The organism is Rhizobium sp. FG113 (genome assembly GCF_057809895.1).
Window position 1 is genome coordinate 57,477 of record NZ_JBMDKV010000006.1, and the last position, 18,877, is coordinate 76,353.

The 18,877-nt window shown below is 60.4% G+C and carries 12 protein-coding genes; 5 read left to right on the plus strand and 7 right to left on the minus strand.

What is annotated here, in order from left to right:
* Nucleotides 1–72 precede the first annotated feature (72 nt).
* Both ACODTZ_RS16615 and ACODTZ_RS16620 read right to left on the minus strand, forming a co-directional pair.
* On the minus strand, nucleotides 73–417 hold the full coding sequence (locus ACODTZ_RS16615) for an RNA polymerase sigma factor (RefSeq protein WP_489026846.1): 345 nt from the start codon (nucleotides 415–417) through the stop codon (nucleotides 73–75).
* A gap of 319 nt (nucleotides 418–736) precedes the next feature.
* Entirely contained in the window at nucleotides 737–4,117 is a 3,381-nt protein-coding gene (locus ACODTZ_RS16620) for an autotransporter domain-containing protein (protein ID WP_489026847.1), read from the minus strand.
* Nucleotides 4,118–4,503: 386 nt separating this feature from the next.
* Between ACODTZ_RS16620 and ACODTZ_RS16625 the strand changes: the two genes are divergently transcribed.
* The 4 genes from ACODTZ_RS16625 to ACODTZ_RS16640 all read left to right on the plus strand — a co-directional run bounded on the left by ACODTZ_RS16625 (nucleotide 4,504) and on the right by ACODTZ_RS16640 (nucleotide 11,171).
* The gene (locus tag ACODTZ_RS16625) at nucleotides 4,504–5,688 is read left to right on the plus strand and encodes an efflux RND transporter periplasmic adaptor subunit (protein ID WP_052214154.1); all 1,185 of its coding nucleotides are present in this window, start codon (nucleotides 4,504–4,506) and stop codon (nucleotides 5,686–5,688) included.
* Nucleotides 5,689–5,720: 32 nt separating this feature from the next.
* On the plus strand, nucleotides 5,721–8,873 hold the full coding sequence (locus ACODTZ_RS16630) for a multidrug efflux RND transporter permease subunit (protein WP_489026848.1): 3,153 nt from the start codon (nucleotides 5,721–5,723) through the stop codon (nucleotides 8,871–8,873).
* 79 nt (nucleotides 8,874–8,952) lie between these two features.
* A complete protein-coding gene (locus tag ACODTZ_RS16635) occupies nucleotides 8,953–9,675 on the plus strand; it encodes a response regulator (protein WP_209234291.1) in 723 nt (240 codons plus the stop codon).
* A complete protein-coding gene (locus ACODTZ_RS16640; protein WP_489026849.1) occupies nucleotides 9,672–11,171 on the plus strand; it encodes an ATP-binding protein in 1,500 nt (499 codons plus the stop codon). Before ACODTZ_RS16635 ends, ACODTZ_RS16640 begins: the two co-directional genes overlap by 4 nt.
* A gap of 63 nt (nucleotides 11,172–11,234) precedes the next feature.
* Here ACODTZ_RS16640 and ACODTZ_RS16645 read toward each other — a convergent pair whose 3' ends face one another.
* The 5 genes from ACODTZ_RS16645 to ACODTZ_RS16665 form a co-directional block, all read right to left on the minus strand.
* Nucleotides 11,235–12,215: an ABC transporter ATP-binding protein gene (locus tag ACODTZ_RS16645; RefSeq protein ID WP_489026850.1), complete on the minus strand. Its 981-nt coding sequence runs from the start codon at nucleotides 12,213–12,215 to the stop codon at nucleotides 11,235–11,237.
* 3 nt (nucleotides 12,216–12,218) lie between these two features.
* Nucleotides 12,219–13,043 (minus strand): carbohydrate ABC transporter permease, encoded by an 825-nt coding sequence (locus ACODTZ_RS16650; protein WP_047510793.1) that lies wholly within the window; start codon nucleotides 13,041–13,043, stop codon nucleotides 12,219–12,221.
* Nucleotides 13,040–13,903, minus strand: coding sequence for a carbohydrate ABC transporter permease (locus ACODTZ_RS16655; protein ID WP_402929850.1), 864 nt, complete (start codon nucleotides 13,901–13,903; stop codon nucleotides 13,040–13,042). The genes ACODTZ_RS16650 and ACODTZ_RS16655 overlap by 4 nt, the downstream gene beginning before the upstream one ends.
* Before the next feature lie 54 nt (nucleotides 13,904–13,957).
* Nucleotides 13,958–15,232, minus strand: a complete 1,275-nt coding sequence (locus ACODTZ_RS16660; protein WP_489026851.1) for an ABC transporter substrate-binding protein — start codon at nucleotides 15,230–15,232, stop codon at nucleotides 13,958–13,960.
* A gap of 78 nt (nucleotides 15,233–15,310) precedes the next feature.
* Complete coding sequence (locus ACODTZ_RS16665; RefSeq protein ID WP_489027022.1) at nucleotides 15,311–17,569, minus strand: family 78 glycoside hydrolase catalytic domain; 2,259 nt, start codon at nucleotides 17,567–17,569, stop codon at nucleotides 15,311–15,313.
* A gap of 199 nt (nucleotides 17,570–17,768) precedes the next feature.
* On the opposite strand from ACODTZ_RS16665, the gene ACODTZ_RS16670 reads away from it, so the two are divergent.
* Nucleotides 17,769–18,794, plus strand: a complete 1,026-nt coding sequence (locus ACODTZ_RS16670) for a LacI family DNA-binding transcriptional regulator (protein WP_489026852.1) — start codon at nucleotides 17,769–17,771, stop codon at nucleotides 18,792–18,794.
* Nucleotides 18,795–18,877: the final 83 nt, after the last annotated feature.

Here is an 18,877-nt window from a genome sequence, read left to right on the forward strand (position 1 = left end):
CCGATAGCCAGTCATGTGAGTAAACGAGTGGCGACACCAAAAACCGGGGTCGAAAGTGCCCGGAAGAATAAATTATGGCTCGTCTTGCTGGAATGCTTCGAGGCGCTCAAGTGCGACAACCATGTGGCTGAAGACCGTTTTCGGCGATATGCCGAGCCTTTCGGCGATCTCGACATAGGTCATGCCTTCGATCCGCGCCATTACAAAGACTTTCCGCGCTCTCGGAGGAAGGGCGGCAATTGCGCTGGACAGACCCCGCAGGGTTTGTGCAGCGATTGCGTTCTCTTCGGGCGACGGGGTGGTGTCGACCATGAACTCAAGCAAGCGGATATCATAAACGAAGGGAACGATGCGCGCGCGTCGGTTGAAATCGATCGCAAGATTGCGCCCTGTGCGAACCACGTAGCCGGATAGCATCGACCGTTGCGGCAGGTGGGATCGGCGCTCCCAAAGTCGCAAAAACGTGGCTGCACGAGATCCTCGGCTGTCGATTGAGATCGCACGTGCCGGGCTATCGTAAGATGCAAACGCTTACGCAGACTTAGAAATATCGTAAGCAGATCCTGGGAATAAGCCGTATCCATCACGGGGGTGGCACTACCAGCGATCGTCAACTCTGACAATTCCGGCAGGTAGAAAATATTACCTTTTAACTCATGTTATCGAGGCGATGGCACGCTCCAGATTGCACCGGCTCTTGCCAAGGGCTATGCCTGATGCCCTTGCGGGTCGGCCTCTAGAAGCGTGTGACAAAATTGATCTGTGCTGCACTGGAGCGCAGATCTTTGCCAAACTCACCGGTGTAGGCGAGTGTCAAGCGCGCCGACTTGGAAAGCTTTGCCGAAATACCAAACTGTGTCACGACCGAGTTTTCCGGAATATCGACGCCACCGATGAGGAATGGCGAACCGCCGGCGAAGGCGAGGCTGGAATATGGCGTCACATCACCCGCGACATGTCGCCATCCCAACATGCCTGAGAACAGGATAGGCACGTCGCCTTGCGACCAATCCATGGACCAACGCAACCCAACCGTCGATGTGGCGATCGCATCGTTACCGCCCGCCGATGACAGAGCTGCAGCGCCGTCACTTTCCTGAAATGCGTCGGTCTTGAGGTTGACGTAAGCGAGGTTGGCAAATGGCTGGAACCTGACGGCATTCCATTGTTGCGTCCACGAGACATCGGCGAACAGCTGGCTGGTGGCGCTCGCATACTTGGCGTTCAGTTCATCCGAAAATGTTCCAAACGAGACGTCCCTGTGTATTGAAGCTTCGTTATGGGAATAAACGGCGCCGCTTGTGAGGGTTATCGGCCCGAAGTCGCCCGTGGCATAAAGCCCGGCGTGGTAGGAATCGGTGTCCGCCTGGTTGAAGGAGCCTCTGCTGTAACCCGCTACCGCGCCAACGCGCCATTGATCGGAGATCGGCGCATCGGCTCCAAACACGACACCGGAAACGCCGGTATCGATCCCCGCCGCATTTCCATTGTCCGACCAACGGTTGGACGATGCGTAGCCGGAGGTCCAGAAAACCGCGTCGTCCTCGTGTGAAGCGATGTCATTGAGGATCGCCTCACGTGTGAAGCGGCTCTCCCACAGGAGGGCGCTCTTGAGCGAGGCATGAACCTCGCCGCTCAATTGCGAGAATGCGCTTTTCGCAGTGATGTCATCCAGTGACAACACTGCATCATAGACCGCGTTGCCCGACCCTGATGCTTCCACGGCCGTAGCCGTTGCCCGACCATTTGCCGTATCGGCAACGTCTGCAAAGCGCACATTGTTGCGATCGAGCGTCATGTCTATGCCGGTGACATCATAGGTGAGTGTCGGCGACAGAAAGGCAAAATCGCTTGAGATATTATCGAAGGCGCCAGTAACGCTTCCGGCGGTCAGGATTGTGTAGCTGCTCGTCGTCCCATAATTGCCGCCTGCCGCTCTGATATCGAGCGTGCCTCCCTGGATGGAAACCGCGCCTGTCGCATTGACACTGTCGGAATGGCCATCGGACTGGATGTCCACCTGATAGGTCGAGCCGGCGCCAAACGTCAGATCGCCGTTGACGCTGAGCGTCGCAATACCCGGTCCTGGTGACAACGAGCCGCCGGCATTCACGAGGAGCCCGCCGACGACGCCGCTACCGGATAGAAGACCGCCGTCATTGACGTCGACCGCGCCCGAGATAGTGCCGTCGTTGATCAGCGCGCCGCCCGAAACCGTTGCCGTTCCCGCTATGGTTCCGGTGTTCGAGAACGTGCCGCCATTGTTCACCAATGCGGCGACCGTTCCGTCGTTTGCGGTGCTGCCGGCATTTGTAATCGTTCCCGCCACTGCGCCACTGTTGTTGATGAGCGTGCCCTGCGCGCCGACATCGACGTCGGCCAATGCCGCATTGTTGACGACCTCGCCTCCGCTCACTGTCGTGGTGCCGGTTACCGAGCCACCCGCATTGTTGACGAAACTCCCACCGTCGTTTTGAACGGAGGCGATCGTTCCGGCATTTGTGACGCTCCCGGAGTTCCTGATCGCGCCCGTAGTGGCTCCACTGTTGTTCACGAACGAGGCCACGGCTGCGACGTCGGCGTCGGTAACGACGAAATTGTTGATCACAGTTCCGCCTGCGACCACGGTTTGCCCGGCAATCGTGCCGCCGTTATTGTTGGTGAAAGTGCCAGCCCTATTGGTCAGGCTGGCAACCGTGCCGGCATTGGATGTCGTGCCGGCATTCGTGACATCCCCGGCGGTCGCGCCAGTGGCGTTGGTGAAGATGCCCGCCGTGCCGACCTCAACGCCGTTGAGCGTGGCGTTGTTCGTAACGATGCCGCCATTGACGCTGGTGTTGCCACTGACGACCCCACCTGCATTATTGACGAAGGTTCCGGCATCGTTTTGCAGGGAGGCGACCGTGCCGGCGTTTGTAACTGCGCCGGAGTTCCTGATTGCGCCGGCCGTGGCTCCCGTATTGTTGATAAAGGCAGCGGTGGCGGCGACGTCGGCATCGGTGATGACGAAGTTGTTCGTGACGGTTCCGCCAGTGACGGTGGTCTTTCCGGTCACCGTTCCGCCGGCGTTGTTGGTGAAGGTGCCCGCCGTATTGGTCAGGCTCGCAATCGCGCCGGCGTTGGATGTGGTGCCGGCGTTCGTGACCGCCCCTGCGATGGCGCCGCTGGTGTTGGTGAAAATGCCTGCCGTGCCGACCTCAACCCCATTAAGCGTGGCGTTGTTCGTCACATTCCCGCCGTCGACGTTGGTCGTGCCGGTGACGATACCGCCCGTATTATTGGTGAATGACCCAGCGTCATTCTGGATGGAGGCGATCGTTCCCGCGTTTGTGACGGTGCCGGAATTCCTGATCGCGCCGGCTGAGGCTCCGGCGTTGTTGATGAAGGCAGCGGTCGCGGCCACATCTGCATCGGTGATGACGAAGTTATTCGTGACGGTCCCGCCCGTGATGGTCGTCTTTCCGGTCACCGTTCCGCCGACGTTATTGGTGAAGGTCCCCGCCGTATTGGTCAGGCTGCCTACCGCACCGGCGTTCGACGCCGTGCCGGCATTGCTGACCGTCGTAATCGTCGCGCCGCTGTTGTTGACCAATGTTCCGCCAGCGGAGATGTTCGCCGCGCCGGTGGCGCCATTATTGGTGAGGGCCGTCCCGGCCTTGACCTCGGCGCTGGTGAGCGTGCCGGTGCCGGTTACGGTGACATTGCCGTTATTGAGGTTTAGCTGGCCACTGAGGTTGCCATCAAGAGACAGGCTGCCGCCGTCCAGGTTTACATCCGAGTTGACGACGCCCCCCTGGTTGATGCCAAGACTGCCCGCGCTGATCGTAATGCCGCTCGCAGCATTGAGCGTACCGTCAGAGGTGACGGTAACGTTGCCGCCACCGACATCGAGATGGCCAATCGTGACGTCCGTTGTGACCTGCGGAGAACCTGCATCCACACGCGCGGTGTCGCTGGACCCCGGCGCGGATGGGGTCCAGTTGGATGAATTGCTGAACTCATTATCCGCAGTACCGGACCACGCAGACTGGGCAAGGCCGTGCGCCGGCAGCGTGGCCGATGCAAGTGCCGTGAACAAGCCTAGGCGGCGGGAGAATGCCGAGAGCAGTGATTTCATCTGGTTCGGTCGAGGCTAACGGGCACCCGCCATGCATCGACGGGATGGTTAACAATTTCTATCCAAGCCCGGTTAATGAATCGCTAATGCATAAAGCGACGCTGGTTGTGCCGCCCGCTTTCGGAAAAGCGCACCAACGATCAGCCAAACGGCGTCGGCAGCTGCGACAGCTTGATACAATTTAGTCCTCCGATGGCAAATATCTGCGACACCCGATCTGTAAATCCTGGGCCCCAAGGTGATCGGAAAGGTCTCGAAGACGTTGTCGTCGCCGCATGAGTTCCTCGTTTGCCTACAGCTAGAGCCGGTGCCAGCCGGCGCGAACTGTCGGACGAGCCGGTTGCGCGGCAAGTCGCCGCCTCCTTGAAACCCTACTGGAGCGCTTCATGAGCAGACTGACCCTACGCCTGGCCGCGGTTCTTATCAGCACGTGTGCCTTGACGGCATGCGAGCAGGGTGAGGCATCGACGCCGCAGGCGCAGCCTCTTCCGACCGTCGGCGTCGTCACGGTCGCGCAAAAACCGTCGTCTGTCGTGACCGAGCTTCCAGGAAGAATTGCTGCGACGCGGGTTGCTGAGGTTCGCCCACGCGTTTCGGGTATCGTCACGGAGCAGGTCTTCGAACAGGGGGCGATCGTCCAGCGCGGCGATGTTCTCTACCGGATCGATCCGGCTCCCTTTCAAGCGCAGGTCGACAGTTCGGAAGCCACGCTTCGTCGCGCCGAGGCCGCGCAACTCGACGCGCGGCAGACGGCGGACCGTCAGGAGCAGTTGCGCCGGTCGAACGTGACGTCCAGACAGGATTACGATTCCGCGATCGCTCGTCTTGCCCAGGCCGACGCGGACGTTGCCGTTGCGGAGGCCGGCGTGGTCACGGCCAGGTTGAACCTGCAATATGCCAATGTCACGGCGCCGATCTCCGGCAAGATCGGGCGGGCGCTGATCACTGAAGGAGCGCTGGTTTCGGCTGAGGGAAGCGAGAATCTCGCAACGATCCAGCAACTCGATCCAGTCTATGCGGATTTCACGCAGCCGGCCGCTGATCTTATTCGCCTGCGAAAGGCGCTTGCGGCCGGGCGTCTCGCCGCCAGTCCCAACGAAGCGAGAGTGACGCTTCGTCTCGATGATGGATCGGAATACGGCGAGCCCGGTCGCGTGCTTTTTTCCGAAGCTGCGGTTGATGAGACGACCGGTCAGATCACCTTGCGCGGCCAGTTCCCGAATTCCGGCGGCGAACTTCTGCCCGGCATGTATGTGCGTGTGACGGTTGAACAGGGTGTCGACAATCAAAGCCTGTCCGTGCCCCAGCAGGCGGTTCAGCGCGATGCCGGAGGTCAGGCGAGCGTGTTGGTGGTGAATGGCGAGAACAAGCTCGAGCAGCGAAAAGTTGTCGTGGGGCGTGCGGATGGCAACACCTGGCTGATCGAAGAAGGCATCGCGGCCGGTGACCAGGTGATGGTCGATGGATTTCAGCGTGCGAGAGCCGGCGCGAGTGTGCAGCCGCAACCATGGACGCCCCCTGCGTTGGCCGCCGCCGAGCCCGTGGGCGGCAGCACGGGCCGCGTGAACTAATATCCCCCCGCTCAGACCACAAGGTATTCTCGATGGCAGGTTTTTTCATTCAGCGACCGATCTTTGCCTGGGTCATCGCGATCTTCATTTCGTTGGCGGGCGTGCTCACCTTGCCGTTCATTCCCATCGCGCGCTATCCCCAGGTCGCGCCGCCGCAGATAACCATCTCGACGAACTATCCCGGCGCGACACCGGAAACCATCTACCAATCCGTCACGCGCCTTGTCGAAGAAGAGCTCAACGGCGTCCCGGGGCTTCTCTATTTCGAGTCCGTGTCCGAAGCATCCGGCCGGGTACAGATGACGGTCACCTTCGAGACCGGAACCAATGTCGGCGAGGCGCAGGTCGAGGTACAGAACCGCATCGCCCGCGTTGAGGCTCGCCTGCCGAGAACGGTGACGCAGCAGGGGCTTCGCGTCGACCGCGCCGGCACGTCGTTTCTCATGATGGTCGTTCTCAAATCCGACGATGGAGCGACGGATGCGATCGGTCTCGGGGACTACCTGAACCGGAACGTCATCGGGGAACTGCGCCGCATTCCGGGCGTCGGCAGCGCCCAGCTCTTCGCCACGCAGCGCTCGATGCGCATCTGGATGGATCCGGAGAAGATGCTTGGCCTGAACCTGACTGCCGCCGATGTCACCAATGCGATTTCGGCGCAGAACGCTCAGGTTGCCGCCGGGCAGATTGGCGCCAGTCCGAACATGCCGGGCCAGCAGATATCGACGATCGTCAACGTTCCCGGACAGCTGACCAATCCCGACGAATTCGGCGACATCGTATTGCGGGCAAATTCCGATGGCTCGAACGTGCGCCTTCGCGATGTTGCCCGCGTGGAAGTCGGCGGGGAGAACTATAATTTCGCAAGCCGGTTGAACGGGCAGCCCAGCGCCTCGATCGGTATTCAGCTGGCGCCTACCGGCAATGCGCTTTCGACTGCGGAAGCCGTGCGCGCCAAGATGCAGGAACTTGCGCCGTTCTTTCCGGCAGGGCTTTCGTTCGAAATTCCCTACGACACCACGCCGTTTGTGGAAGTGTCGATCGAGAAGGTGCTGCACACGCTGCTCGAGGCGATCGGCCTTGTCTTCATCGTGATGTTCCTCTTCCTGCAGAATATTCGCTACACGATCATTCCGACGCTGGTCGTTCCCGTCGCGCTGCTTGGAACCTGCGCGATCATGTTCGCGGCAGGCTTCTCAATCAACGTTCTGACCATGTTCGCCATGGTGCTTGCGATCGGCATCCTCGTCGACGACGCGATCGTCGTTGTCGAGAATGTCGAGCGAATAATGGCCGAGGAGGGGCTCCCGCCCAAGGAGGCGACCAAGAAGGCCATGTCGCAGATCACCGGGGCGATCATCGGCATCACGCTTGTCCTGACCGCGGTCTTCGTGCCGATGGCGTTTTTCCCGGGAGCCGTTGGCGTCATTTACCAGCAGTTCAGCCTGACGATGGTCGCGTCCATCCTGTTCTCCGGGCTTCTGGCACTGACCTTTACGCCGGCTCTGTGCGGCTCGTTCCTTAAGCCGATCACCAAGCACCACGAAAGCAAATGGCGGTTCTTCCGCTGGTTCAACAGAGGCTTTGACCGCCTCACGAAACGCTATTCATCGAGCGTCGCCATGACGGTGCGCCGAGCCGGGCGTTTCATGATCCTGTACGTCGTCCTGCTCGGCGGATTGGGCTGGGCCTATCTCCAGCTTCCCTCCTCGTTTCTGCCCAATGAAGATCAGGGCTTTCTGATCGTCGATCTGCAGACCCCCGCAGAGGCGAGCTCGGACCGGACACGCGAGGCGATCCGGCAGATGGAAACGATCGTCACGGCCGAGCCCGCCGTCGCAAGGGTCGTCAGCATTTCCGGATTTTCGTTTTCCGGCTCGGGACAAAACGCCGGACTGGCTTTCGTAACCTTGAAGGATTGGAGCGAGCGCGGACCCAATGACAGCGCAGCCGCGATTGCATCGCGGGTAAATGCCAAATTTCGTGGAATTCGGGATGCGGCGGCCACCGCGCTGTCGCCGCCTCCGATCCAGGGCCTCGGCAACTCCAACGGCTTCGCCTTCCGTCTGCAGGATCGGTCCGGCGCGGGGCAGGCGGCGCTTGCTGGAGCCGCGTCTCAGCTGTTGGAAGCTGCCCGAAACAGCCCGATCTTGACTGGGCTGCGAGTTGAGGGGCTACCTGATGCGGCACAGATCAATCTTCTGGTGGACCGTGAAAAGGCAAATGCCTTCGGCGTCGGCTTCGCCGATATCAACGCAACCCTCTCCGCAAACTTCGGATCGTCCTATGTCAACGACTATCCAAACGCGGGCCGCATGCAGCGCGTCACCGTGCAGGCCGATTCCTCTCAGCGCACACAGCCGGACAACTTGCTGGCACTGAATGTGCGCAACAGTCACGGAGGCATGGTGCCGCTCTCCTCGTTTGCTTCGATCGACTGGGTTCGCGGACCGTCGCAGGTGGTGGGATACAACGGCTACCCTTCGCTGCGCATCAGTGGCCAGTCCACAGCCGGCTACTCCTCGGGCGATGCCATTGCGGAAATGGAGCGCCTGACGAGCCAGCTGCCGGCGGGCTTCGGCCACGAATGGACAGGCCAGTCGCTTCAGGAGATACGCTCGGGCTCTCAGGCTCCGGCGCTGATCGGCCTCAGCATCCTTCTGGTGTTTCTGCTTCTGTCGGCGCTTTACGAAAGCTGGGCCATCCCCCTGTCCGTCATGCTCGTCGTCCCGCTCGGCGTGATTGGCTCGGTCTGCGCGGCCATGATGAGAGGTCTTCCCAATGACGTCTACTTCCTCGTTGGCTTGATTGCGATTGTCGGCCTGTCGGCGAAGAATGCGATCCTGATCGTCGAGTTCGCCAAGGATCTGGTCGCCGAGGGCCGATCCGTTCCCGATGCGGTGGTCGAAGCGGCGCATCTCCGGTTCCGGCCGATCCTGATGACCTCGCTGGCGTTCACACTCGGGGTCGTCCCCCTCGCGATCGCCACCGGCGCGAGCGCCGCGAGCCAGAATGCGATCGGCACCGGTGTCCTCGGCGGCATGATTTCGGCGACCGTGCTGGCAATCTTCTTCGTGCCAGTCTTCTTCGCCTTCGTGCTCAGCCTCGTTGGGCGTTTCAAAGCAAAGGCCAGAGAAGAAAGGCCGCGGCTTAGCGTTGTTGGGTCCGCGGGGCAGGATTCGTGACTGCGAAACTTTGTTACACTTTTTTCGATGCGCCCTTGACCGCCTTTCTGTAGAGTTGCGCAAATTACGGACTTGGATGATGCAGAAAGCTTCACATATCGCGGTCGTCGACGACCATGGGGACATTAGGGATCTTGTTGGAGAGTACTTGCAACAGCAAGGCTACCGGATCAGTGTTGCCGACAGCGGCGCATCCTTGCGCCGGATCATGGAACGCAGCAACGTCGATCTCATCGTTCTCGATGTGATGATGCCCGGCGAGGACGGACTTTCGGTTTGCCGTCAGCTGCGAACCAGCACCCAGATCCCGATCATCTTTCTGACGGCGATGGCAGAGGAGATGGACAAGATCATCGGTCTCGAACTCGGCGCCGATGATTATCTCGTGAAGCCTTTCAATCCGAGAGAATTGCTGGCCCGCATCCGTGCGGTGCTCAGGCGCGCCAACAGCCTTCCGGCACAAGAAAGGGAAACGCTTAAATCAAAGGTCGTGCGTCTCGGCCATCTTCGCCTGAATGTCGGGCGGCAGGAGCTTTTCAGGGATGACGGTGTGGGGATTTCGCTGAGCACGGCGGAGTTTCGCCTGCTGAAGGTTTTTCTCGAACGGCCCGGATTGGTGCTGAGCCGCGAGCAGCTTCTCGACCTGACGGCCGGAAGAACAGCCGATATTTTCGATCGAAGCATCGACAATCAGGTGAGCCGTCTGCGCAAGAAGATCGAACCGGACCCGAAGAATCCGTCGATCATCAAGACGCATTGGGGCGGCGGATATAGCCTGTCGGGAGAAGTAGGTTTCGAATGAGGCACTGGTGGAAAAGAAGCCTTGCGGCGCAACTGATCGGCTTCACGCTGATGGCGCTCGTCGTTGCACAGGGTCTTACCATCCTCATTTCCTGGGACGAGCGATCGAAAGCGCTGCACGCGGCGATGAAGAGCGAGTTCTTCAGCCGGTCGGCGTCCATTACCCGTCTCATGGAGACAATGCCGCAGCCGTTGCGTGATCAGGCCCTGCTGGCAAGTGAGACGGTCTATTCGCGTTTCTGGTTGTCGGCGGAAGATCCGACGGATGCCACGACATGGCGCAGCCGGGCAGTGTCGGAACTCGACCGACCGCTCGAGAACTATGTCGATCTCATGCGGAAATACGGTCTTGGATCTCAGACCAAGCGTCTTACTCAGCAGGGGGTAGCACAGTCCAACACGAACGAAGGCTGGACGACACCCTCGCAAGTGTTGTGGAATTTGCCGCAGCCCGCCAAGTTCGTTTATTTCGATGATCGCAACGGTTACGGACTGGCTGTCCAGCTTAACAACGGGATGTGGTTGAACACGGCCTATTACAAGGCCGACGTGGATCAATGGTGGAACGCCAAATCCCTGATCTCGCTTTGCCTGACCGCTATTGTCCTTGCCCTGATCTGCATTCTTGTCGCGCGCAGGATTGCGCGGCCATTGCGGGGATTGGCGATCTCGGCCGAAGCCCTTGGTCGGGGAGAAAGCCTTCCGCCACTTCCCGAGCAAGGCCCGGACGACATTCGTCGAACGGCCGAGGCGTTCAACAAGATGCAGGAACGGCTCCGTCGCTTCGTCGACGACCGGACCAGAATGCTCGCAGCTATCGGTCATGATCTCAGAACGCCCCTGACGTCACTGCGCCTGAGGGCGGAGTTCGTTACCGATAAGAACGTCCAGCAGAAGATGCTGGCCACCATCGACGAGCTCCAGAACATGACCGAGGCCGCGATTGCTTTCGCGCGCGGAGAGGCGAACGTCGAGGAGACGAGAGCCATGGAACTGGATGCGCTGGTCGGCAGCATCTGCGACGATCTCTCCGATCTCGGCCAGGCCGTCGAATATGTCGAGGGCCCAACGATGACCTATCGATGCCGCCCGGATGGATTGCGGCGCGCTGTGCGCAATCTCGCTGAAAACGCCGTGCGCTACGGTGGGAAGGCGCGCGTGCATATTGTGCAGTCGCTTGCGACGGTCGATATCGTCGTTGAGGACAACGGCCCCGGAATTCCGGAGGCAATGCGTGAGAAGGTATTTGATCCCTTCTATCGGCTTGAGGCGTCGCGCAATCGAGATACAGGTGGTGTCGGCCTTGGCTTGTCCATCGCACGGGCGATCGCGCGACAGCACGGCGGCGACATCATTCTCCGTTCCAATGATCCTGGCTTGAGGGCGATCATCTCTCTTCCGAAGGAAGGACGCACCGACACCGCGATCAAGGGAAGGAAGGTGTCGTTGACACGAACGGTCTCGAGAGTGCGGCCGGCGCGGGATCGCGTGGCTTAAACCCGAGAGACGAATAGCTTCCGATGCCATCCGCAACGGCCGGCGCTTACTTCCGAGCCTGTCTCAAGAAAAACGATGTTCCTTGTTTGGCAAGGGTGAGGCAAATGCCGTGTCGCCAACGCTGATGGTGCTGTCGCCATCAGCCCTTACGAGCACGGCGCCGAGGGTGTCGACATCGAGATGAATGATCGAATCCGCTCCCAGCCGTTCGATGTGCCGGACAGTGCCTCGCCACTTGCCGTCGGTGGCAGACAACGCCAGGTGCTCGGGCCGGATGCCGTAGATGCGGCATCCTTCGGCCTTTGCAACGGCGCCTTCAAACAGGTTCATCTTGGGGGATCCGATGAAGCCTGCGACAAAGGCGGTCTGCGGGCCGTTGTAGAGCGCCATCGGGGAGCCGACCTGCTCGATGTGGCCGCCGTTCAACACCACGATCTTGTCGGCCATGGTCATCGCCTCCACTTGGTCGTGGGTGACATAGATCATCGTCGCGCCAAGGCGAGCATGCAGCTCGGTGAGTTCCATGCGCATTTGCGAGCGCAGCGATGCGTCGAGGTTGGAAAGCGGTTCGTCGAATAGAAACACTTTCGGATTGCGGATGATCGCCCGCCCGATCGCCACGCGCTGCCGTTGGCCGCCGGAGAGTGCCTTCGGCTTGCGATCGAGCAGATGCGACAGTTGCAGGATATCGGCGGTCTGCTTCACCTTCTCGGCGATTTCCGCCTTGGGTCGTCTCGCAAGCGAAAGGCCGAAGCCGATATTTTCGGCCACTGTGAGGTGCGGGTAGAGAGCATAGGATTGAAACACCATCGCGATGCCGCGCTCGGAGGGTTCGGCGTTGGTCACATCCTTGTTGTCGATGACGATCTTTCCGGCGCTCGATGTTTCAAGCCCCGAGATCATTCGCAGCAACGTCGACTTTCCGCAGCCTGACGGTCCGACGAATACACAAAATTCCCCGGCGCCGATGTTGAGATCGACGCCCTTGATAACTTCGAGGCTGCCGAAGCTCTTTTTGACGCCATCGAGAACAACGCTGGTCATGGCTTATCCTTTCACTGCGCCGGCAGTCATGCCCGCAACGATCTGTCGGTTGAAGAAGATGAAGACGATCAGCGGCGGTATGGTCACAAGCAGGATGTTCATGAACAGCAGGTTGAACTGCGTCTGGAACTGTCCCTGGAAATTATAGAGGGTGAGCTGCACGGTGACATTTTCCCGGCCGGGCAGGTAGTAGAGCGGGTTGGTGAAATCGTTGAAGATCGCAATCGACTGGACGACGATGACGGTCACGGTCACCGGCTTCAACAAGGGAAGCACAACGCGGAAGAAGATCTGCAGCGGCTTTGCGCCGTCGATGATCGCCGCCTCATCAAGGTCGCGCGGGATGGTCGCGATGAAGCTTCGAAAGAGCAGCACGGTAAACGACAGTCCGTAGGCGACCTGGATCAGGACCATGCCGGAAATTGTCTTGAAGAGACCAAGCGCCTGGAGCACCCAGATCGTCGGCACGACGGCCGGCGGGATCATCAAGCCTGCGAGCACAAAGGCATAGATCACCGCGTTCCACCGTGATGGCCGGCGCTGCAGGACATAGCCCACCATCGCGCCGAACAGCACGAGCAACGTGACGGCAGCGACCGTGATGACCGTCGAGTTGAAGTACGCCAGCAGCAGCATGTAGTTGCGGGCCTGGATCACATCGACGAAATTGGTCCAGAGCTGCCATTCGCTCGGCAGGGTGAATTTAAGCGCCGCTGCATCCTGCTTGGTTTTCGCAGCCGTCAGAAAGATGAACAGGAACGGCATGACGAAGATCACGCAGCATGCGGCCAGCGCCGAGGCTCCGGTGTAGAATTGGCGCCGGGTCATACATCGACCTCCCTGCGATTAAGCCAGAAGGTGAGCGGCAGAACGATCACCGCGATCAGCACGAACAGGATGACGTTCCCGGCCGTGGACAAGCCATAAAAACCCGCCTGGTATTGCTTGTAGATCACGCTTGCGAGCACGTCCGAGGAAAAACCGGGGCCGCCTTTTGTCATCGCCCAGATCAGATCGAAGCTGCGCAGCCCGCCGATCAGCGACAGGGTGATGACGGTGATCGTCGCCGGCTTGACCAAGGGTATGGTCACGCGGAAGAGCATCTGCGTTCTGGTTGCGCCGTCGATGCGCGCGGCCTCGTAATAGTCGGCGCTGATGGATGCCAGTCCGGCGATATAGATCACCGTCGCAAGCCCGATGCCCTTCCACAGATCGACGAGGACGATCGAGTAGAGCGCCAGCGCCGGATCCGTCAGCCAGCCCGGTCCGTGTATGCCGATCGCGGCCAGCGCGACATTGATGATGCCACGCGTTGGATGCATGAGAACCGAAAAGGTTATGCCGACGCCGATGGTCGACACCAGCACGGGAAAGAAGATCACCGTTCTAAGAAGACCCTGGGCCCAGAGGCCGGATGTCAGCAGGACGGCCAGAAGCAGACCGAGAACCGTCTTCGCGGCTGATGTCGCCACCGCATAGATGACGGTGTTGGTCAGCCCCTGGATGAGGAAGGGCTCGCGGAAGAACTGCTTGTAGTTCTCAAGCCCGATGAACACTGTCGTGAACAAGTCCCAACGCGTCAGGCTGAACCAGAAGGATGCGATCGTGGGCGCCAGGAACAGGACGGTGAAGATGACCGCTGCCGGCAGGATGAACCAATAGGGGTAGGGTGATTTGCGTATAACCATAGCGGCTCCTAAGCACCTTGCCCGGATATTTGCCGGGCAAGGTGCGTCTGGATGTTACCAGTTCGGGAGGCCGAGCTGCTTGGCCTGCTTGGCGACGTCCTGGTCGTAAAGCGCGGCCGCGTCCTTGGCGGAGCGGATCCCCGTTCCGACCTCGACGGTGATCTGCTCGAGCGCCGGTCCTTTTACGGGTGACAGGAATTCCAGCGCCGGGCCGGCACGGCCTTCCGTCTGGAAATAGGGCAGCATGTCCGTGACGGCTTGCGGCACGTCCTTCGGCAGTTCGCAGCCCTTGATCAGATAGGGACCCGACGGAACGGCCTTCGCCATCAGCTCGCACCCTTCCTTGGAGGCCACGAAATCGAGGAACTTCTTGGCTTCGTCGAGATGCTCGGCCTTGGCTGACAGATAGAGTGCCGCCGGCATCCAGATCGTCAAACCGTTCTTCGCCGCATCGGTCCCGGGTTCCGCGAAAAAGCCGACGTCTTGAACATTGTCGGGGAAGTTCTGCTGGATGTTGCCGATCCCGAAGGTCAGGCTGGGGTAGTGCGCTGCCTCACCGGTCGAGACCATGCGCATGCCGTCATCAAAGCTCGCCGCGCCGAAATCCTCGTTGAAGAATCCCGCTTTTGCGACCTCTTCCTGATGTTCGAAACCACGAAGTGCTGCGGGTGTGGTGGCGTACTTGACCTTGTTGGCCGTGTAATCGTCAGCAAAGGTCGGAACTTCGGTCTGGACGTTGAAGAAGTCCGCCAGGACGAAGATCTGCGATGTCCAGGTGGTGCCGTAAGTCTGCGCGATTGCCACCTTGCCGGCTGCCTTGATCTTCTCGTTGTTGGCCATGAATTCGGCCCAGGTCTTCGGCGGCTGCAGGCCGAGCTCGGCGTAGATCTTCCTGTTGTAGAAAATCCCGCCGCCCATCGCCGGACCGAACGGTATACCCCGCACATGGCCATCGGATCCGCTGACCACCTTCTTGAAGCTTTCGAGAATGCCGGCGGCGGACGGAAGATCGGAGAGATCGGCCATCGTCTGCTCGGGCTTCAAGGCCTGGAACAGAGAGCCACTGTTATACTGGAAGATATCCGGCATCTCGCCGGTCGCCAGCCGCGTCTTGACGATGTTGTCGCCCGCGGAACCGCCCGCGCGCTGCTCCACATCGAAGGTCACATCCGGACGCTTCTCGCTATAGGCTTTGGAAACGGCATCGAAGGAAGCGATGGTTTCCGGGTTCGTGTCGATCAATACGCTCAATGTCACGTCTGCGTGCGCGACGCTGCTCGCCAGCGCCAAAGTGGCCGCTGCGATAATGCTGCACTTGGTCATCCGCATGGTCGTCTCCTCCTCCAAGGACTTGCGATTTACCGTTACGATCAGTCATGTGGTGCGCGGCCTGCCGCGCTGTCTTGATCAGACGTCGAAGGTGATCGAATGGCTGCCATGTCCGATCTGGACACGCTCGTCATCCGCCACGTCGGCGCCGTTCACCGTCAGGTTCTTTCTTGCACGATTGCCGCGTATGTGCGCGGTGATGCCATCTGGGATTTTAAGATGGCAGGTAACCTTGCCGCCGTCGATATCCCATCCGGCCTCGATGCGGCCGAAGCGCGTGTCGTGCCATGCCGCGACGGGCGATAGAGCCGGAAGGATAGCGGGATCGAACTCGATCTCCTCGAAACCAGGCTTGTCTTCAAGCGGCTTGATGCCAGCCACATCCTCGAACAGCCATTGGCACACGGCGCCATAGGCATAGTGGTTGTAGCTGTTCATATCGGGATCATAGATCGTCCCGTCTTCGGCAAGCGCATCCCAGCGCTCCCAGATCGACGTCGCTCCGCGCTCCACCTGATAGAGCCAGCCGGGCACCTTGCGATTGAGGAACATCTTTTCCGCGAGATCGAGCATGCCGAGCCGGGTAAGCGCCGGCAGCAGCGCGGGCGTGCCGATGAAGCCGGTGCCGATCACGCCATCGGTCTCTTCCGCGACCCGGCGGAAATAGCCGCGACCGGCCTCGTCATATTCCGGCGGAACGAGACCATAGAGGAAGGCGATCGCCCACGACGTTTGATCGTTATGCGCAATGCGCCCCGATGGGGAAAAGAACTCGCTCTTGAATGCCGCGCGGATGTCCTCGAGCTTGCTGTCGAGGCGTTGCGCCTCGCTCGTGTCGCCGAGGACCCGCGCGATCTTCGCCGTCAGTTGCGTGGCGACGAAGTGATAGAGTGTTGCGGCGCAATCGTCGGCGACGGTTGGGCGCGGCTTGCGATTGTCGCCGACCGGCTGCAGCCAGTCGCCAAAGGTGAAGCCGTGCTCGCCCCAAACCGCCGGAGGGCGGATGATGGGCCCGCTGGAAATACCCCAGAGGTAATCCAGCCATTGCAGCATCGCCGGAAAGCTCTCCTGCAGGGCGGCCTTGTCGCCATAGTGGAGATAGAGCTGCCACGGGATGATGACGATTGCATCGCCCCAGCCGGTCGAGCCGGCCCAATCGCCGCGATTGCTGATTGGATGCAGACGCGTCGGATCCGGCGAGAAGTGCGGCACCGCGCCGTTCTCTCTCTGATCGTGCATCACATCGCGCAAGAATTTCCTGAGAAACGATTGGCTGTCGGCAAGCCAGCATGCGGTGCCGGCAAAAACCTGGGCGTCGCCCGTCCATCCCAGCCGTTCGTCGCGTTGCGGGCAATCCGTCGGTATCTCGATGAAGTTCGATCGCTGAGACCAGATCGTGTTCTCGACAAGGCGGTTGACGGCGGGCACGCCGGTCGTGATGCCGCCTGTCGCGATCGGGACCGAGGTGATCGGGATCATCTTGATGGAGAGAAGCTTCGCATCGCCGATGATGGTCACGCGGGCGTAGCGGAAGCCCATGAAGGTGAACAGCGGCGCGTAGGTTTCGACGCCATCTCCCGACAGCGTGTAGACCAGCTCGGCCCTGGCGCTGCGGTAGTTGCGGTTATCGAAGAACCGGTTGGGCCCGAGGACTTCGGAATGCTCGACGCGTACGCTCGCGCCGGCTTCGCCTTGCGCCTCGATGCGGATATACGCGCCGGCATTCTGGCCGAAATCATAGACCAGCCGACCATCCTCTTCCGTCCAGCTATCGATCGGCTCGAACGGGGCGAGCTCGACAACGGCGGCGGTCTCGTGGGGCACAAGCAGGGTTTTGTCGAAGGCGAGTTCTTCAACGCCGAACGCGTCTTCTGGCTTCAAGCGGGCGTCATAGTCCTCGCCGTAATAGATGCCGTTCCTGGTGACGGGGGTCAGTCCACTCTTCCAAGTGGAATCTGTCTTCACCGCCAACGCGCCATCGACGCTGAGTTCGGCGATGGCAGCCGTACGGTCGCCCCAGCAATTGAAGATCGGGTTCGACGCCCACATGAGCTGGCCGCGATACCAGCCGTCGCCGAGCCAGATCTCGATCCTGTTCTCGCCCGGCTGAAGCAGACTGGCGACGTCATAGGTCTGATAGGCGATGCGATCGTCGTAGCAGGTCCAGCCCGGCGTCAGCAGGTCCGAGCCGACGCGGCGGCCGTTGATAAAAGCGCGGTAGAGCCCGAGTGCGGAAATGGTCAGCACGGCTTCGCGCGGGGCATGCTCAAGCTGGAAGTTGCGCGATACGAACGTACCCGCGGTGCCTTGGCCATCGTCGCATAGTGGCGCCACCATCGCGGCGGTGAATTGAAACGACGAGCCAGCGGCGGCTCTCGCGCGCCCTTGCAGAATATCCATGTCCCCTCCCGATCCGCTTGAGGCGGACCCATCAAACGAAGTGTGTATCGTTATATGTATATCATTCTACATTCCTGTTTGATGTGCAACAGAAAAATGCCTATACTCCGGACAAGATTGATATGAACGGAAAATTATGCAGACCTTTCAGAAGGATAACGACGGAGCGCGAGCGCGGGTCACGATCCGCCATGTCGCGGAAGACGCAGGCGTCTCGGTCGCGGCGGTATCGAAAGTCCTTCGAAACGCATATGGCGTAAGCGCGCTTCTGCGCACGAAGGTCGAGACGTCGATCGAGAAGCTCAACTATCGCCCTTCCGTCGCTGCCCGCGCCATGCGGGGGCGGACGAACACCATCGGCGTGCTGGCGATCGAGCTGTCCAACCCGTTCCTGCCCGGCCTGATCGAGGCGGCCAGCAACACGCTCGCCGACAGCGGCTTCAAGGCTCTGGTCGGGCTTGGGCGATCTGCACAGCCGATCGAGGCGTCGATGATCGAGTCGATGATCGACAACCGGATGGATGGCGTTCTGATCATCGCCCCCCGTATTTCCGGCAAGGTTCTCGAGCGCTACGCCAAGCAGATTCCGATTGTGGTCATTGCGCATCACGAGCCGGACGCCCAGACCTATGACACCGCCAATTCCGACGACCGGAAGGGCGCCTACCTCGCTGTCGAGGCTGCTCTTTCGAAAGGCTATCGCGATATCGCGATGCTCGGCTACGATATAGAGGGGTCACCGGCCACCATCGTCGCCATGCAGCGAGAACTCGGTTATCTGGACGCCATGCGGGCGGCCGGCTTGGAGGCGCGCGTGCTGCGGCTGCCGCCTGTTGATGCCGACAGAACCGCCGCCCTGAACGATTTTCTATCCGCACCTGATCGTCCGAGAGCCGTGTTCGTCTGGTCGGATCTCGATGCGGTGCCGCTGATCAACATCGCGCGGATGCGCGATATCGGCGTCCCCTCGGACCTGGCCATCATCGGCTACGACAACTCGCCCGTCTCGGCGCTTCCGCTGGTCGGGCTGACAAGCGTCGACCAAGACCCCGTCCAGTTGGCACGAACGGCGACGCAAATGTTGCTTGAGCGGATCGACGGAAGACGCGAGGCCAGACATGTCTTGATCGAGCCCCATGTCGAACATCGCGGTAGTGCGTGACATGACGCCGGCAAACGCTTCCTAACCTCTGCACCGTCCGTCCTTTGCCCATCTTGTGCGCCGGCTTAAAACACGCTTAGCTG

Coding starts and splice junctions, on each gene's coding strand:
- ACODTZ_RS16615 (WP_489026846.1), bottom strand. CDS start 417: ATGCTATCCGGCTACGTGGTTCGCACAGGGCGCAATCTTGCGATCGAT.
- ACODTZ_RS16620 (WP_489026847.1), bottom strand. CDS start 4,117: ATGAAATCACTGCTCTCGGCATTCTCCCGCCGCCTAGGCTTGTTCACG.
- ACODTZ_RS16625 (WP_052214154.1), top strand. CDS start 4,504: ATGAGCAGACTGACCCTACGCCTGGCCGCGGTTCTTATCAGCACGTGT.
- ACODTZ_RS16630 (WP_489026848.1), top strand. CDS start 5,721: ATGGCAGGTTTTTTCATTCAGCGACCGATCTTTGCCTGGGTCATCGCG.
- ACODTZ_RS16635 (WP_209234291.1), top strand. CDS start 8,953: ATGCAGAAAGCTTCACATATCGCGGTCGTCGACGACCATGGGGACATT.
- ACODTZ_RS16640 (WP_489026849.1), top strand. CDS start 9,672: ATGAGGCACTGGTGGAAAAGAAGCCTTGCGGCGCAACTGATCGGCTTC.
- ACODTZ_RS16645 (WP_489026850.1), bottom strand. CDS start 12,215: ATGACCAGCGTTGTTCTCGATGGCGTCAAAAAGAGCTTCGGCAGCCTC.
- ACODTZ_RS16650 (WP_047510793.1), bottom strand. CDS start 13,043: ATGACCCGGCGCCAATTCTACACCGGAGCCTCGGCGCTGGCCGCATGC.
- ACODTZ_RS16655 (WP_402929850.1), bottom strand. CDS start 13,903: ATGGTTATACGCAAATCACCCTACCCCTATTGGTTCATCCTGCCGGCA.
- ACODTZ_RS16660 (WP_489026851.1), bottom strand. CDS start 15,232: ATGCGGATGACCAAGTGCAGCATTATCGCAGCGGCCACTTTGGCGCTG.
- ACODTZ_RS16665 (WP_489027022.1), bottom strand. CDS start 17,569: ATGGTGGCGCCACTATGCGACGATGGCCAAGGCACCGCGGGTACGTTC.
- ACODTZ_RS16670 (WP_489026852.1), top strand. CDS start 17,769: ATGCAGACCTTTCAGAAGGATAACGACGGAGCGCGAGCGCGGGTCACG.